The organism is Mesorhizobium sp. B4-1-1, from assembly GCF_006439375.1.
GTDB lineage: Bacteria > Pseudomonadota > Alphaproteobacteria > Rhizobiales > Rhizobiaceae > Mesorhizobium.
Map to the genome: position 1 here is coordinate 262,040 of NZ_VFTH01000002.1, position 15,471 is coordinate 277,510.

The 15,471-nt window shown below is 64.2% G+C and carries 17 protein-coding genes; 14 read left to right on the plus strand and 3 right to left on the minus strand.

Going from position 1 to position 15,471, the window contains the following annotated elements; genetic code table 11:
- Positions 1–16: 16 nt before the first annotated feature.
- Both FJW10_RS03970 and FJW10_RS03975 read right to left on the minus strand, forming a co-directional pair.
- A complete protein-coding gene (locus tag FJW10_RS03970; protein ID WP_140833867.1) occupies positions 17–535 on the minus strand; it encodes a prepilin peptidase in 519 nt (172 codons plus the stop codon).
- A gap of 159 nt (positions 536–694) precedes the next feature.
- Positions 695–874 (minus strand): Flp family type IVb pilin, encoded by a 180-nt coding sequence (locus FJW10_RS03975; protein WP_095765933.1) that lies wholly within the window; start codon positions 872–874, stop codon positions 695–697.
- A 348-nt stretch (positions 875–1,222) separates the two neighbouring features.
- On the opposite strand from FJW10_RS03975, the gene FJW10_RS03980 reads away from it, so the two are divergent.
- From FJW10_RS03980 to FJW10_RS03990, 3 genes are all read left to right on the plus strand, one after another.
- Positions 1,223–1,645: a pilus assembly protein N-terminal domain-containing protein gene (locus FJW10_RS03980; RefSeq protein WP_041007433.1), complete on the plus strand. Its 423-nt coding sequence runs from the start codon at positions 1,223–1,225 to the stop codon at positions 1,643–1,645.
- A gap of 171 nt (positions 1,646–1,816) precedes the next feature.
- Positions 1,817–2,398: a TadE/TadG family type IV pilus assembly protein gene (locus FJW10_RS03985; protein WP_246674108.1), complete on the plus strand. Its 582-nt coding sequence runs from the start codon at positions 1,817–1,819 to the stop codon at positions 2,396–2,398.
- A gap of 77 nt (positions 2,399–2,475) precedes the next feature.
- On the plus strand, positions 2,476–3,048 hold the full coding sequence (locus FJW10_RS03990) for a TadE/TadG family type IV pilus assembly protein (protein ID WP_226892025.1): 573 nt from the start codon (positions 2,476–2,478) through the stop codon (positions 3,046–3,048).
- A gap of 4 nt (positions 3,049–3,052) precedes the next feature.
- On the opposite strand, the gene FJW10_RS03995 is transcribed toward FJW10_RS03990, so the two are convergent.
- Positions 3,053–3,949 (minus strand): PhnD/SsuA/transferrin family substrate-binding protein, encoded by an 897-nt coding sequence (locus FJW10_RS03995; RefSeq protein ID WP_140898548.1) that lies wholly within the window; start codon positions 3,947–3,949, stop codon positions 3,053–3,055.
- A gap of 174 nt (positions 3,950–4,123) precedes the next feature.
- Here FJW10_RS03995 and FJW10_RS04000 point away from each other — a divergent pair, with 174 nt between their 5' ends.
- The 11 genes from FJW10_RS04000 to FJW10_RS04050 all read left to right on the plus strand — a co-directional run bounded on the left by FJW10_RS04000 (position 4,124) and on the right by FJW10_RS04050 (position 15,465).
- Positions 4,124–5,362: a phosphopentomutase gene (locus tag FJW10_RS04000; RefSeq protein ID WP_140898550.1), complete on the plus strand. Its 1,239-nt coding sequence runs from the start codon at positions 4,124–4,126 to the stop codon at positions 5,360–5,362.
- Positions 5,355–6,245, plus strand: coding sequence for a bifunctional DNA-formamidopyrimidine glycosylase/DNA-(apurinic or apyrimidinic site) lyase (gene mutM, locus FJW10_RS04005; RefSeq protein WP_140898552.1), 891 nt, complete (start codon positions 5,355–5,357; stop codon positions 6,243–6,245). The genes FJW10_RS04000 and mutM overlap by 8 nt, the downstream gene beginning before the upstream one ends.
- A 47-nt stretch (positions 6,246–6,292) precedes the next feature.
- Positions 6,293–7,066: an enoyl-CoA hydratase gene (locus FJW10_RS04010; RefSeq protein WP_140782204.1), complete on the plus strand. Its 774-nt coding sequence runs from the start codon at positions 6,293–6,295 to the stop codon at positions 7,064–7,066.
- A gap of 195 nt (positions 7,067–7,261) precedes the next feature.
- Positions 7,262–7,528 carry a 30S ribosomal protein S20 gene (rpsT, locus tag FJW10_RS04015; protein WP_140645317.1) on the plus strand — a complete coding sequence of 89 codons (267 nt, stop codon included), beginning with the start codon at positions 7,262–7,264 and terminating at the stop codon, positions 7,526–7,528.
- Between the two features lie 841 nt (positions 7,529–8,369).
- On the plus strand, positions 8,370–9,917 hold the full coding sequence (dnaA, locus tag FJW10_RS04020) for a chromosomal replication initiator protein DnaA (protein WP_140898554.1): 1,548 nt from the start codon (positions 8,370–8,372) through the stop codon (positions 9,915–9,917).
- Positions 9,918–10,118: 201 nt separating this feature from the next.
- Complete coding sequence (dnaN, locus tag FJW10_RS04025; protein ID WP_140833854.1) at positions 10,119–11,237, plus strand: DNA polymerase III subunit beta; 1,119 nt, start codon at positions 10,119–10,121, stop codon at positions 11,235–11,237.
- A gap of 25 nt (positions 11,238–11,262) precedes the next feature.
- Entirely contained in the window at positions 11,263–12,423 is a 1,161-nt protein-coding gene (gene recF, locus FJW10_RS04030) for a DNA replication/repair protein RecF (RefSeq protein ID WP_140898556.1), read from the plus strand.
- A gap of 133 nt (positions 12,424–12,556) precedes the next feature.
- Positions 12,557–13,312 (plus strand): molybdopterin-synthase adenylyltransferase MoeB, encoded by a 756-nt coding sequence (locus FJW10_RS04035; protein WP_140898558.1) that lies wholly within the window; start codon positions 12,557–12,559, stop codon positions 13,310–13,312.
- Positions 13,313–13,316: 4 nt separating this feature from the next.
- Positions 13,317–13,805 (plus strand): GNAT family N-acetyltransferase, encoded by a 489-nt coding sequence (locus FJW10_RS04040; protein WP_140898560.1) that lies wholly within the window; start codon positions 13,317–13,319, stop codon positions 13,803–13,805.
- Complete coding sequence (locus tag FJW10_RS04045) at positions 13,802–15,055, plus strand: aconitase X catalytic domain-containing protein (RefSeq protein WP_140898562.1); 1,254 nt, start codon at positions 13,802–13,804, stop codon at positions 15,053–15,055. The genes FJW10_RS04040 and FJW10_RS04045 overlap by 4 nt, the downstream gene beginning before the upstream one ends.
- The gene (locus tag FJW10_RS04050) at positions 15,052–15,465 is read left to right on the plus strand and encodes a DUF126 domain-containing protein (protein WP_140898564.1); all 414 of its coding nucleotides are present in this window, start codon (positions 15,052–15,054) and stop codon (positions 15,463–15,465) included. Before FJW10_RS04045 ends, FJW10_RS04050 begins: the two co-directional genes overlap by 4 nt.
- The last annotated feature ends 6 nt before the right edge of the window (positions 15,466–15,471 follow it).

The following is a 15,471-nucleotide window of genomic DNA, read 5'->3' on the forward strand; positions in this document are numbered from 1 at the left end:
TCTGGGCGACATGCATTCAGGTCGTGAGCCTCTCCAGCGCCCAGACCATCAGCGGCGAATCCGGGAAAGTGATCAGTCCACCCGCGCCAAGCGCGATGCCATAGGGGATGCCAACGCTCTCGTCCGCGAAATGGCGAAGAAATCGGCTGTGGCCGGTGTACATGACGAGCGGCGATTTCCGGTAAGCAAGGATTGCGAGGGTAAGCAGGCCGCCGATGAAAGCCGACGTCATCAGATAGCCGATCAGGTTGATGTTGAGGCCCATCCATAGCGCGGTCGCGGCCAGAAGCTTGGCGTCGCCGCCGCCCATGCCGCCGAGCGCAAAAAGGCCGAAGGTCGTGGCAAGTACGAGGGCGCCGGCAGCGAAGTGCCAGCCATAGGTTGCCCAGTCCATGCCGGTGAGCGGCGCGACAACCGCGAATGTCGCCACCAACAACACGGGAACACGGTTGGCGATCGTCATCGACAAGGCATCCGAGACCGCAGCGAACAGCATGCAGAAAGGAAAGACGACGAAGATCACGGCTTCAAGCATGGATGCGGCGTGCCTGTGGCATGTTTTCAGCGTCATCCTAGGCGCGCTGGATTAACGATCGATGAGGCCGGACGATCAAAATCGGCCGACTGCATGACAAAAGGGCCGCCAGTTGGCGGCCCTTTCCTTTCTGTCGAAAAGGCGCGATACGCGGCCTTGTTACGGAGCCGTGGCGCCGTTGAGGGTGGCGGCGATGTTGGCGAACTTGGCGTTCAGCGCGCCGCCGAGCTGGGTAGCGCCAACCATGATGGCGAGCGCGATGAGAGCGGCGATCAAACCGTATTCGATGGCGGTCGCGCCGGATTCGTCCTTCACGAAACGTGCAATGAGATTAGACATTCGAGAGCTCCTACTCCACGTGTTACAGCACTTCCGTCAACTTTTCTCTTGCGGTTGATCGGATGCTGCAAATCTAGGGAGAAGCCGTTTCGATCGGCTTAATAAACAGCCTTACCGATTCCTTTCCGGTGGCGGACGCGCTGTGTGGTTAACCGTGGCCTAAGCATCGCCAGCCAGCTCGGCCTCCCAGAAACCGGCGCTTGTGCAATATTCCTAAAACAGTAAGCACCACCGACGCATGACGCGCCAGGCGAGCCGATCCTTAGTCATGGCCGGGCCCGGCTTAACCGTTGGTTCACCAATCTCGTTCATGTTCCGTTGAAGAATCTGCCCGCCGGGAGCGCTTCAATGACGTTGTCGAGATCGCTGTTTCCAGTCGCCGCGCTGCTGGCAACTGCCGCCTTGGTCATGCCGGCCAGGGCCGGCGCGGGTATAGAAGTCACCATGAACCAGGCCAAGATCGTCAAATTGTCACGCGCGGCCGACACGGTCGTCATCGGCAATCCGGCGATCGCCGACGCCTCCGTGCAGGATGCCTCGACCATCGTCCTCACTGGCAAGGGCTTCGGTGTCACCAATATGGTCGTGCTCGATTCGGATGGCAGCCCGATCATCGATGAACAGGTGACCGTCGTGCGACAAGCCGCCTCCTCGGTGCGCATCTACAGACGCGCTGAAGTGCAGACCATGTCCTGCACGCCCTATTGCGAGAGCGCGTTCAAGAGCGAGGCCGAGAAGGCTTCCGAAGCCGAAATGAGCGCCGGGCACTGAGCGCTGCGAGCGCGAATCCACGGGCATTAAAGACAGCTTAAAGCTTGCCCGACGAATTTAACGATCATCCAAACTGGAACTCAATGGGTTATCGCTAACCTTGCCACCGGTACCGCAAAAGGGATCGGCAGGAACTTCAAGATGAGCAAGGATGCCACATCCGGCAACGGCATGGACGGCAAGGCGCGCGCCAGAGCCCGCCCCGGTTTCTTCAGCGACAGGCGCGGCAGCACGGCGATAGAATTCGCGATGCTGGCTATCCCGTTCGCGCTTCTCGTCTTCGCCATTCTCGAAAGCTGCATTTCGTTCGCCGGCCAGGAGGTGATGGCCAACGTCACCGACGATGTCGCCCGCCAGTTGCGGACCGGGCAGCTTCAGCAGAACAACGTCACCGAAGCCTCGATCAAGCAACTGATCTGCAATCGCCTGCAGATCATGGTTTCCAACAACTGCACCGATACCGGGCCAAATGCTCCACTGCTGGTCGATCTGCGCGAATATTCGAGCTTCGCGGACGCCGCGACGGCGGGTTTCAAGATCGTGAGCGGCGATATCGTGCTGACGCAGGGCGCGAACACGATGTCTCCTACCGTCTCGCCCGGACTGGCGGAATCCATCAACATGCTGCGGGTGTTCTACAAATGGCCGGTGATGACCGATTTCCTGGCCAAATCGATGGCAAATCTGAAGGACAGCAAAACGCTGCATTTCGCGTCCGTGACCTGGCAGAACGAACCGTTCGACGACAATTGAGACTGCTCGACAGCTAAGCCGCGGGCGTGGAGGACGATATGCATAGTGCGGGGGCACTCCGGAGGATTTTGGCGAGTATGGAGCGGTTTTGCCGCGATCGCCGCGGCGTCGCGGCGATCGAGTTCGCGTTCATCGTGCCGGTGCTCCTCATCATGTATTTCATCACGATGGAAGCCTCGCAGGCCATCGAGACCAGCAAGAAGGTCAGCCGCATCGGCAGCATGGTCGCGGACCTCGTCACCCAGCAGCAGACCGTCGTGAAGGCGAATCTCGATGCAATGATGAAGATCGGCACATCGACGCTGCAGCCTTACAACCGTTCATTGCCGACGATCATCATCACAGGCATACAGATCACAGACGAAGCAGCACCGAGGGTGCAGGTTGCATGGTCGCGCAAAGTGGTGGGCACCACCTACAGCGCCGATGCGGCCGTCAACGCGACCACCACGGTGCCGGCGACGCTGATAATCCGCAACACCTTCCTGGTCCGCGTGGAGAGCGACCTCGGCTACAAGCCGATCATCACCTGGTCCGCAAGCAATTCGCAGACGCTCGGGCTGACCTCTGCCTTCAACAACATATCGATGAGCGAAACCTATTATCTAAGGCCGCGCCGGAGTCCGACGATTCCCTGCAGCGACTGCTGACACGCTATTCCTGCCCTGCCGTTTCCTGCCGCACGATCGCCACGGCCATCGCGTAGTCTTTCCGCGCGGCCGGCCTGAAACCGCCGGAATGCACGCCCTCCAGCAGGTCGTACACATCGGGCGTCTGAGACTTGAGATTGGTCAGGAAGACCGTCAGTCGCCGCTTTGCCTCCGGATCGAGATCGCTGCGGACGGCGTGCGGGCCATAGCGCAACAGGCCCGAGGTCCATAACACCCGAAGCGACGCCTCGGGGATGCCGGCAGCCTCCAGCCGCGCGACGGTGCCCTCGGAACGGGCGGACCGGCCATCGGCATCGGCCGGTTCCCAGCCGAACAGCGCGTCCGCTTCGCCGCCGCTCAGCATCGTTTCGGCCGCGGTGGCCGAAGCCGCACGCGCCAGGAAGGGCGAATCCCGCGCGATCTTGATGCCTTCGGCCGACAGCGCCGCCGTCGGCAGCAGCGCGCCGCCGACATTCTCGACCGGCGCGATCGCGATCCGGTGCGAAGCGATCGCCGCAAGGTCCGGAAGCCTGCCGTCGCGTGTCACCAGAACGGAACGGATGCCGACGGCGCCGTCGGCATCGACCGGCGCCACCAGCGGTTCGACGCAGCCGCAGCGTTCCGAGGCCGTGGCATAGGCAAGAGCCGAATAGACCGCATATTGCACGCGCCCGCTCGCCTGCGCCTCGATCAGCGCCGCGTAGTCGCGCGCAACGACGAACTCGACCTTCATGCCGAGCGCATTGGCATAGGCGTCGGTCAGGCGCGCGAGCCCGGGGACGGTGTTGCCGCCGCCCGGTTCGGCAACGACGCCGATGCGGAACGTGCCGATGTCGTCACGCCAGTCGGCGCGTGCCGGCCCGGCGGCGGCGCCGAACGCCGCGAGAGCGGCCGCGCACATTCTCACGGCCTGCCTTGCCGCGGTTCCGCCGCGCCTTGCCATACCTGTTTCGCTCCCGCCGCATCCGCGTCTCGCCGCAACTATGGCGCCAAGCCGTTGCGGTTTGGTTTCCGATTTGCCAAGGCCGCCGGGGAACCTTATGTCTGGCAGCCAGGACTGACAACAAAGATACCCATGGCGCGCGCGTTCCTGTTCGTTCTCGATTCTTTCGGCATCGGCGGCGCGGCCGACGCAGAACGTTATGGCGATGCCGGGGCCGACACGTTCGGACATATTTTTCAGGCCTGCGCCGATGGTCGCGCCGATCGGGAAGGTTTGCGCAACGGGCCGCTGGCCGTGCCCAACATGATGTCGCTCGGTCTTGGCCGAGCGGCACAGACGGCGACCGGGCTCACGTTCGACGTCGATACGCCGTTGCTTGCCTCGTCCTTCCACGGGGCCGCCCAGGAAGTGTCGAGCGGCAAGGATACGCCCTCCGGCCACTGGGAAATCGCTGGCCTGCCGGTGCGCTTCGACTGGGGCTATTTCCCCGACACCGTGCCTGCCTTTCCGGCCGAACTGACGGAAGCGATCATGCGCGAAGGCAAGGTTCCGGGAATCCTCGGCAATTGCCATGCACCCGGAACCGAGATCATCGAACGGCTCGGCGAAGAACATATCCGCACCGGCAAACCGATCTGCTACACGTCGGTCGATTCCGTGCTGCAGATCGCCGCGCATGAAACGCATTTCGGCCTGGAGCGGCTTTATGAGCTTTGCCTCACCGTGCGTCGGCTGGTCGATCCGCTCAAGATCGGGCGCGTGATCGCGCGGCCTTTCGTGGGCGAGACGCCCGTCACATTCCAGCGCACCCACAACCGCCGCGACTATGCGGTGCCGCCGCCGGAGCCGACCCTGCTCGACAGGCTGACCGGCCGCGGCAGCAAGGTCACCGCCGTCGGCAAGATCGGCGACATCTTCGCCCATCGCGGCATTTCGGACGTGCGCAAGGCCGGCGGCAACATGGCGATGTTCGACGAGGCGCTCGGCGCGATGGACGATGCCGGCGACGGCGACCTGGTCTTTGCCAATTTCGTCGATTTCGACACCGACTTCGGTCACCGGCGCGACGTCGCCGGCTATGCCGGAGCGCTCGAGGCGTTCGACTGTCGGCTGCCGGAGGCGCTGTCGCGCATCAGGCCGGGCGACCTTCTGATCCTTACCGCCGACCATGGCAACGACCCGACCTGGCGCGGCACAGATCATACGCGTGAACGCGTTCCGGTGATCGGCATGGGGCCGGGACTGACGGGCGGCGACATCGGGCTCAGGCCGACCTTCGCCGATATCGGTGAAACCGTCGCGGACCACCTCGGCCTGGCGGCCGGTCGTCACGGAACATCCTTCCTCGCAACGATAGGCGGCCATGCCTGAACTGCCCGAAGTCGAAACCGTCCGGCGCGGGCTGCAGCCGGTCTTGGAAGGGGCGCGGCTCGTCAAGGTCGAGGCGCGCAGGCCCGACCTTCGCTTTCCTTTTCCCGAGCGCTTTTCGGAACGGCTTACCGGCAAGACCGTGACGGCGCTTGGCCGGCGCGCCAAATACCTGACGATGCATATCGAGAACGGCCCGGTTCTGATCTGTCACCTCGGCATGTCGGGATCGTTCCGGGTCGAAGCCGCCGCGGGCAGCGACATCCCCGGCGTCTTCCACCGCGAGCGCTCGAAAAGCGCCACGCACGACCATGTCGTCTTCGACGTCGTCTCGCCGAAGCACGAGCGCTCCCGCGTCATCTTCAACGACCCGCGCCGCTTCGGCTTCATGCTGTTTGCCGAAGGGGCGCCGGACACGCATCCGATGCTGGCGGGGCTCGGCATCGAGCCGACCGGCAACGCGCTCGATGGCCCCCTGCTCGCCTCGCTGCTGAAGGATCGCAGATCGCCGCTCAAGGCAGCACTGCTCGATCAGCGTCTGATCGCCGGACTCGGCAATATATATGTGGCGGAGGCCTTGTGGCGCGCCGGCCTCTCGCCGCTGCGCGAAGCCGGCACCATCGCCGGGTCGGCCAAGAAGGCGAAAGAGCAAAGCGCGCGCCTTGCCGAGGCGATCCGCTCGGTCATCGCCGACGCGATCGCCGCCGGCGGCTCCTCGCTGCGCGACTATGTCCAGGCCGACGGATCGCTCGGCTATTTCCAGCATTCCTTCGCGGTCTACGATCGCGAGGGCGAGCCATGTCCGAAGCCTGGCTGTCGCGGCCACATCGAGCGCATCGTGCAAAGCGGCCGCTCGACCTTCTATTGCCGGACCTGTCAGCGGTGAGCTAGGAACGGTATCGATCATCCCAATGCCGCGGAAGGAAGCGAACCATGGCCTATGAAACCATTATCGTCGAGACGCGCGGCAAGGTCGGGCTGATCACGCTGAACCGGTCCAAGGCGCTCAATGCGCTGAATTCGCAAGTCCTTGCGGAGGTCGTGGCGGCGGCGAGCGCGTTCAATGCCGATCCCGGGATCGGCGCGATGGTGCTTACCGGCTCGGAAAAGGCGTTTGCCGCCGGCGCCGACATCAAGGAAATGCAGGCGATATCCTTCGCCGACGCCTACACGCAGGACTTCTTCGTCGGCTGGGAGGAATTCACGCGCACGCGCAAGCCAATCATCGCGGCGGTTGCGGGCTATGCGCTCGGCGGCGGCTGCGAATTGGCCATGATGTGCGACTTCATCATCGCCGGCGACAACGCCAAGTTCGGCCAACCCGAAATCACGCTTGGCGTCATGCCGGGCATGGGCGGATCGCAGCGGCTTACTCGTTTCGTCGGCAAGTCGAAGGCGATGGACATGTGCCTGACCGGGCGGATGATGGATGCGGCCGAAGCCGAGCGCAGCGGGCTCGTATCGCGCGTGGTGCCGGTCGCCGAACTGCTCGACGAGGCGCTGAAGGCGGCGGCCAAGATCGCCGAGTTCTCGCTGCCGTCGGTCATGATGACCAAGGAGGCCGTCAACCGCGCCTACGAGACGACGCTCGCCGAAGGGCTGCGCTTCGAGCGCCGCCTGTTCCATTCGCTGTTCGCGCTCGATGATCAGAAGGAAGGCATGGCCGCCTTCGTCGAGAAGCGGAAGCCGAATTTCACCAACCGCTAGGGCTCGTTGCCGAATGACTGAAGGCGGGTCGTGGCGTGATGCGCTTTCAGTCTCCAAAAAGACCGCCAAGTGGCGTTGACGCGCCGGAAAAGCTGAACTATAAGCCGCACCAACCGAGGCGGCCTGTGGCTGCCCGTTTGTTTTTTGCGCCCTGCGGCACCCCGCTGGCGCCCACCAGATCGGAAGAGAGGCATCATGGCCAATACGTCTTCGGCCAAAAAGGCAACGCGCAAGATCGCCCGCCGCGCGGCGGTCAACAAGAACCGTCGCTCGCGTGTCCGCACCTATGTGCGCCAGGTCGAAGAGGCGCTGGCCGCCGGCGACAAGGCCGCGGCGGTGGCAGCCTTCAAGGCGGCGGAGCCGGAATTGATGCGCGCCGCCACCAAGGGTGTCGTCCATAAGAACACAGCTTCCCGCAAGGTTTCGCGGCTTGCCCAGCGGGTCAAGACGCTGTCGGCCTGACCGACTTAATCCTTAGTCCATCGATGTTGAACCCGGTCGCACAGGCCGGGTTTTTTCGTTTGCCGGCAAGTACTTAAAAAAATTGCTCGCAAGCAACGCTTGCGACGCGATTCCAATGCCAGTAATGTTTTGCCGGCATATTCAACGTCGCTGATACCGGCACGCCCTCCCTGCGGCAACTGCCCAAATTTGCCTGGCAAAAAACTTGTAGTTTTTTCAAAGACTTACAGCCGGTCATCCACAGCTTGTTCAACTCAAGATCGAGCGACGGGGGAGAAGTAGCTGTCAAGAGAATTATTTCAGAATATTTCGTTTCGGGCGGCCTTTTTCATATTCGCCGGAAAAGGGTTTGAATCACAATGGCTTTGTCAAAATGTGCCGTCGCAGCACCCGATTTCAAGCCCCGTCCGGTAACCAGATTCGTTAAAAAACCGTTAGATGTGGCCTTGCCCTATCCACAGCGATTTCGGTAATGTCCATCCATCGAAGGGACGGGCTGTAGCCCCCGACCCAGCCTGAATCGGCCAGCACAAAATGGCAGAATTCATGACGTGGAGCAATTCCGCGTGCGGCTTGGTTTGCCTCTTCGGTGCGGGTAGGGGACTGGCGTAATTGTACATGGCAGTCGATGTCTCGCCGGCGTTTTCGCCGGAGGGCGATGTATTGCCTTGTCGTTGTCGGCGGCCGGCGTGCGGAGCCGGCAGCTGGTCCCTTGCGCGAGTTGCGACGATCGTTGCCGGCGGCGGCAGCGGCATCGCGGCGAAATAAGGTCGCTGGACCAAGGATGCAGGAGGCGCATCCCCGGCGGGAAAAGGGTACGAGAAGACAAGGAACTTTGATCATGCAAAGCGGCATCGAGAGGGAGCTAGCGGGCGAGCTTCCATTTCCAGCAACTTTTGTCGGAGGGGGCGACGTGGCGGCATCCAGCGACGCGGAACAGAAGTTCGAACGGGTCAAGACCCAGCTGAAGGCGCGTCTTGGGGCCGAGGTCTATTCGAGCTGGTTCGGCCGCATGAAGGTCGCCGAGGCCTCCCGCGGCATTATCCGCATCTCGGTGCCCACGGCCTTCCTGAGGTCCTGGATCAACGGCCATTATCTCGAGCTTATCACAGAGCTGTGGCGGCATGAGGATCCGGACATCCTCAAGATCGAGATCGTCGTGCGCACCGCGACGCGGCAGGGGCGCAACCATGTCGAGCCCGAAATCGCGCCGGCGCGCAAGATGACCAAGCAAACGCATACCGCGCTCGCCAACGGCACCGCGAGCGCCGGGCGCGTGGAACAACGGGTGCCGGCGCCCCGCCAGGGCGCGTCCGCGGAACCGGAGTTCCGCCACAATGTGCTGGGATCGCCGCTTGACCCGCGTTACACGTTCGGCTCCTTCATCGAAGGGCCGTCGAACAGGGTGGCCTTCGCCGCGGCCAGGGCGGTGGCGGAATCGCAGTCGAGCGCGGTGCGTTTCAACCCGCTTTTCCTGCATGCGACCGTCGGGCTCGGCAAGACGCACCTCCTGCAAGCGATCGCCGCGGAATCGCTGCGGCACAACCCGAAGTCGCGCGTCGTCTATCTAACGGCCGAATATTTCATGTGGCGCTTCGCCACCGCGATCCGCGACAACAACGCGCTGACGCTGAAGGAGCAGCTGCGCGACATCGATCTCTTGATCATCGACGACATGCAGTTCCTGCAGGGCAAGTCGATCCAGCACGAATTCTGCCACCTCATCAACATGCTGCTCGACAGCGCCAAGCAGGTGGTGGTCGCGGCCGACCGGCCACCCTCGGAACTGGAATCGCTGGAGCCTCGCGTGCGTTCGCGCCTCAATGGCGGCGTGGCGCTGGAAATGTCGGCGCCGGATTTCGCGATGCGGCTCGGCATGCTGAAACTGCGCCGCGCCGCCACCAAGACCGATGACACCTCGCTCGACATCTCGGACGAGATCCTGGAGCATGTCGCGCGCACGGTGACCGGCAGCGGGCGCGAGCTCGAAGGCGCCTTCAACCAGCTTCTGTTCCGCCAGTCCTTCGAGCCGCAGATCACCATCGACCGCATCGACGAGATCCTCGGCCACATCTACCGCTCCGGCGAGCCGAAGCGGGTGCGCATCGAGGACATCCAGCGCATCGTGGCGCGCCACTACAACGTGTCGAAGACGGAGCTTCTGTCCAACCGGCGCACGCGCACGATCGTCAAGCCGAGGCAGGTGGCGATGTATCTGTCGAAAGTGATGACGCCGCGCTCATTGCCGGAGATCGGGCGCCGCTTCGGCGGCCGCGACCACACGACCGTGCTGCATGCCGTGCGCAAGATCGAGGACCTTTCGGGCGGGGACAACACGTTGGCGCAGGAACTCGAACTGCTCAGAAGGCTGATCAACGACCAGGCCTGAAGGGGCGCAGAAATAATCGGCGACGCGCTTCGCCGGCTTTATCCCCAGAAAGCCCGCGCTACCGGCCGGAACCGGTAGCGCGGGCTTGCGTTCGCAGGCTTTTTACTGTCAGCTTACGCAGATTCTGAAAGCCTTTCAGGGCTTTCGCGGGATGCTGCCTGCCGGTGACCCGTTCATTCATTGAAGCGAGCCTGTTTCGTCATGCGTGTTATCCTGGAACGGTCAAATCTCTTGAAGTCCCTCAACCACGTCCACCGCGTGGTCGAGCGGCGCAACACCATACCGATCCTGTCCAACGTGCTGCTCAGCGCCGAGGGCGCCAGCCTCGAGATGAAGGCCACCGACCTCGACCTTGAGGTGACGGAAGCGACGCCCGCCAAGGTCGAGCGCGGCGGCGCAACGACGGTGCCGGCGCATCTGCTCTACGACATCGTGCGCAAGCTTTCCGACGGCGCCGAGGTGATGCTGAAGACGGACGAGGACGGCAACGCGATGACGATCACCTCCGGTCGTTCGAGCTTCCGTCTGCAGTGCCTGCCGCAATCCGACTTCCCGGAGCTTTCGGCCGGTTCGTTCTCGCATATCTTCCGGCTGGAATCGGCGGCGCTCAAGGGCCTGATCGACAAGACTCAATTCGCCATCTCCACCGAGGAGACGCGCTATTATCTCAACGGCATCTTCCTGCACACGCACGAGATGGGCGGCAAATTGAAACTGCGCTCGGTGGCGACCGACGGGCATCGCCTGGCGCGGGCGGAGATCGACGCGCCGGCAGGCTCGGAAGGCATGCCCGGCATCATCATTCCGCGCAAGACGGTGAGCGAGCTGCAGAAGCTGGTCGACGACCCCGACGTGGCTGTGACCACGGAGCTGTCGGACACCAAGATCCGCTTCACCATCGGCAGCGTCGTTTTGACCTCGAAGCTGATCGACGGCACTTTCCCCGACTATCAGCGCGTCATTCCGACCGGCAACGACAAGAAGCTGATCATCGACCGGCAGAGCTTCGCCGCGGCGGTAGACCGCGTTTCGACCATTTCCTCTGAACGCGGCCGAGCGGTGAAGCTTTCGATCAATGACGGCCAGGTGACGCTCGCGGTCAACAATCCGGATTCGGGCAGCGCCACGGAAGAATTGGCGGCGGACTACTCGTCGGACCCGATCGAGATCGGCTTCAACGCCAAATACCTGCTCGACGTCGCGGCCCAGCTCACGGGTTCGGAAGCCAAGTTCATGCTGGCCGATGCCGGCTCGCCGACGCTGATCCACGATATGGCCGACGAAACGGCGCTCTACGTGCTGATGCCGATGCGGGTCTAGGTTCGGCACGGACATATATGTCGTCGTGACCGCGGATGCGAAACAGCTTCGGCAACAGAGCCATTTAAGTAAGCTAACACTTACAAATTTCCGTAACTACGCAGCGCTCTCGCTTGAACTTGCGCCCGGCGCGGTGGTTCTGTCGGGCGACAATGGCGCCGGCAAGACCAATCTGCTGGAAGCGATCTCGTTCCTAACGCCGGGCCGTGGCCTGCGCCGCGCGCCCTATGGCGATGTGGCGCGCGAAGGCGGCGACGGTGGCTTCGCCTTGCATGCTCGCATCGAGGGACCCGAGGGACAGGTGGAGATCGGCACCGGAATTTCGGGCGGCGACGCCGCCGGTGAAGGCGGCAGGAAGGTGCGGATCAACGGCGCGCCGGCGCGATCGGCCGAGGATATGCTGGAATGGCTGCGGGTCGTGTGGCTGACGCCGGCGATGGACGGGCTGTTTCCCGGACCGGCGGCCGACCGCCGCCGCTTCCTCGACCGGCTGGTGCTGGCGATCGACCCCGGCCATGGCCAGCGCGCGCTCGACTATGAGAAAGCCATGCGCAGCCGTAACCGGTTGCTTACCGAAGGTTCCCGCGACAGCGCCTGGTTCGACGCGATCGAGACGCAGATGGCCGAGACCGGGGTGGCAATCGCCGCCGCGCGGGCCGAGCTGGTGCGTCTGCTTGCCGCCATGATCGACAGGTTGCCTGGCAGCGGGCCGTTTCCGCAGGCCGACATCAGCCTTGCCGGTGATCTGGAGAGCGAAGTCGCCGTCGCGCCGGCCGTCGATGTCGAAGAGCACTTCCGCCGGGCGCTTGCCAATGGCCGCGAGCGCGACCGCGCCGCTGGCCGCACGCTGGATGGCCCGCATCGTTCCGACCTCGTGGTCCGGCATCGGCCGAAGTCGATGCCGGCAGAGCTCTGTTCGACCGGCGAGCAGAAGGCGCTGCTGGTCGGCATCGTGCTGTCGCATGCCAGGCTGACCGGCGAGATGTCGGGCTTGACGCCAATCCTTCTCCTGGACGAGATCGCCGCGCATCTCGACGCGGGCCGGCGTGCGGCGCTGTTCTCCATCCTCGAGGAATTGAACTGCCAGGCCTTCATGACAGGCACGGATGCCGCGCTGTTTTCCAGCCTTGAGGGCCGAGCGCAGTTCCTGACGGTCGATCACGGCAGCGTCGGCGTGACCGGGTGATCTCTCGAAGACCCTGGCGGGTGCTTGCGCTTGCGTTACGGGACAAGGCTTCGCCTTGCCGTAAATGCCCGCGGGACAAGGCTTCGCCTTGCCCGTACATGACAAGGCTCTGCGCCGACGATATGGTTCGATCATGACCGATGCCGCGCTAACCGACGAAGAGCTCGAACGCTACGCCCGCCACATCGTGCTGCCCGAGATCGGCGGCCCCGGCCAGCAGAAGCTGAAACGGGCGCGGGTGCTGGTGATCGGCGCCGGCGGGCTTGGCGCGCCGGTGCTCGAATATCTTGCCGCCGCCGGCGTCGGCACGCTCGGCATCGTCGATGACGACACGGTCTCGCTGTCCAACCTGCAGCGGCAGGTGATCCACGGGACAAACGCGATCGGCATGGCCAAGACCGACAGCGCACGGGAAGCGATCATGCGCATCAACCCCAACGTCGCGGTGGTATCGCATCGCCTCAGGCTGACGGAGGCGAACGCCCCTGCCCTCGTCGCCCGCTACGATATCGTCGTCGACGGCTCCGACAATTTCGAAACGCGATACGCGGTCGCCGATGCCTGCGCCAGCGAGAAGAAGCCCCTCGTCACCGCCGCCGTCGGGCGCTTCGACGGCTCGGTGACGGTGCTGAAGCCGTTCGAGGCCGGCGCCGACGGCAAGCGCAATCCGAGCTACCGCGACCTGTTCCCGGAAGCGCCGCCCGAAGGGCTGGTGCCGTCCTGCGCCGTTGCCGGCATCGTCGGCGCGCTGACGGGCGTTATCGGCACGCTGGAGGCGATGGAGGCAGTCAAGCTGATCACCGGCATAGGCGAGCCGCTGATCGGCCGGCTGCTGCTCTATGACGGGCTTACAGCCCGCTTCGACACCATCCGCTACAAGGCCGTGTGAGCGCATGGACCAGAGCGTCGGCATCTCCATAGTCGGCCTTCCAGCGGATTTCGACCAATGGGGCGACTTGCTCGCGCTGATCCGGCGCGCTTTTGCCTATATGGACGGGGTCATCGACCCGCCGTCATCCGCGCACCGGCTGACGGCGGAAAACCTGCGGCACAAGGCAAGGCAGGAGACGGCGTTCCTGGCTGTGGAGAACGGCCGGATCGTCGGCTGCGTGTTCGCGCTGGAGAGGGCGAATGACTTCTATGTCGGCAAGCTTGCCGTCGAGCCCGGTATTCAGGGGCGCGGCATCGGCGGCCTGCTGATGCTGGCCGTGGAGGATTTTGCCCGCAAGCGCGGCAAGGACGCGATCGAGCTTCAGACCCGTATCGAACTGACCGCAAACCATGCGGCCTTCGCCCGGTTCGGCTTTCGCGAGACCGAGCGCACGGCGCACGAGGGCTATGACAGGCCAACTTCCGTCACCATGCGCAAGGTGCTGTCTTGAGCCTCGCCCTTAGCCCGCAAGAACAGGCGATTGCCGCCGGCCAGGATGGCGCGGCAATTGCGATGCGCATCGTCGCCGAAAGCGCCCGCCTGCTCGGCGCGCCGCGACTCGTCCCGATAGCTTCCACCCATATCGACGGGGCGCTTTACCACGGCGATTCCGGTACCTTGTTCGCCGAGAGACTGGTCGAAGGCGGCGCGAAGGTTGTGGTGCGCTCGACGCTCAATGTCGGAGCGCTCGACCTGATGGGATGCTCGCGCATCCGCCTCGAAGAGCCGCGGCGCGGCATGGCGCGGCGGATGATGGAGGCCTATCGCAAGCTCGGCTGCGAGCAGAGCTGGACCTGCGCCCCCTACCAGGCCGGGCACAGGCCGGCACAGGGCAGCGACGTGGCCTGGGGCGAGTCCAACGCGGTCGTCTTCTGCAATTCGGTGCTGGGCGCGCGCACCAACCGCTATGGCGACTTTCTGGACATTGCCTGCGCGATTGTCGGCCGCGCGCCGGATTATGGCCTGCACCGGCCTGATAACCGCCGGGCGCGGCTCATTTTCGACGTTTCGGGCCTATCGCCTTCTTTCCTGGGCTCGGAGATCGCCTGGCCTGTCCTGGGCAGCCTCTATGGCCGCGAGATAGGCAACGCGATCGCTGTCGTCAGAGGCGTGACCGTTCATCCCGGCGAGGACGCGTTGAAGGCCTTCGGCGCGGCGGCCGCGTCGTCCGGCGCGGTCGGCCTGTTCCACATTGCCGGCGTGACGCCCGAGGCTCCCGACGTCGAAACCATCCTGGCCGGGCCGGAGCCGGAAGCGGTGATCCGCGTGACGCCCGACATGGTGGCGAAGGCGCGCGCCGGCCTGTCGACCGCGGCAGCGCCAAAAACCATCGACGCGGTGGCGATCGGCAGCCCGCATCTGTCGCATGCCGAGTTCGACAGCCTGGAACGGCTGATCGCCGGGCGGCGGCTCGCGGTGCCGATCTACGCCTGCACCGGCCGCCATGCGCTTGCCCTGCTGGAGCAGAATGGCCGGCGGAAGCGGCTCGAAGCCAGCGGCGTCGTCATCGTCGCCGACACCTGCGTGGTGGTGACGCCGATCATGCCGGAGCTCGGCAACGGCGTTTTGATGACCAATTCGGGCAAGTTCGCGCATTACGCGCCGGGCAACACCGGCTATGCGGTGCTCTACGCCTCGCTTGCCGACTGCGTCGAAAGCGCGGTCCTCGGCAAGCCGGTCTTCACGGAGATCGCCGCATGAGCATAGCAGCCGAAATCCTCGTGCCGGGCAAGGCGGGCGAAGGCGACGCGCTGGTGCTGACGGCGCCGATCAGCTTCTGGGGCGGCGTCGATCCGAAGACAGGCCGCATCGCCGATGTCCGCCACCCGCAGCATGGCGAAGTCATTGCCGGCCGGGTGCTGTTCCTGCCGGGCACGATCGGCTCGTCATCCGCTTCGGCGGTGCTGATGGAACTCGTCCACAACGGCCGCGCGCCGGCCGCCCTGGTGCTGCACGAGCCGGACGCCATCCTGCTGCTCGGCCTGATCGTCGCCCGGGAAATGGGCTGGGAAACGCCGATCGCGGTGCGGCTCGAACGCGGCGCGTTCGACAGCTACCGCGGAGCCACCGTCACGGTTGCTTCGGACGGCGCAGTGACCGCCGCTGTTTGAACCTTT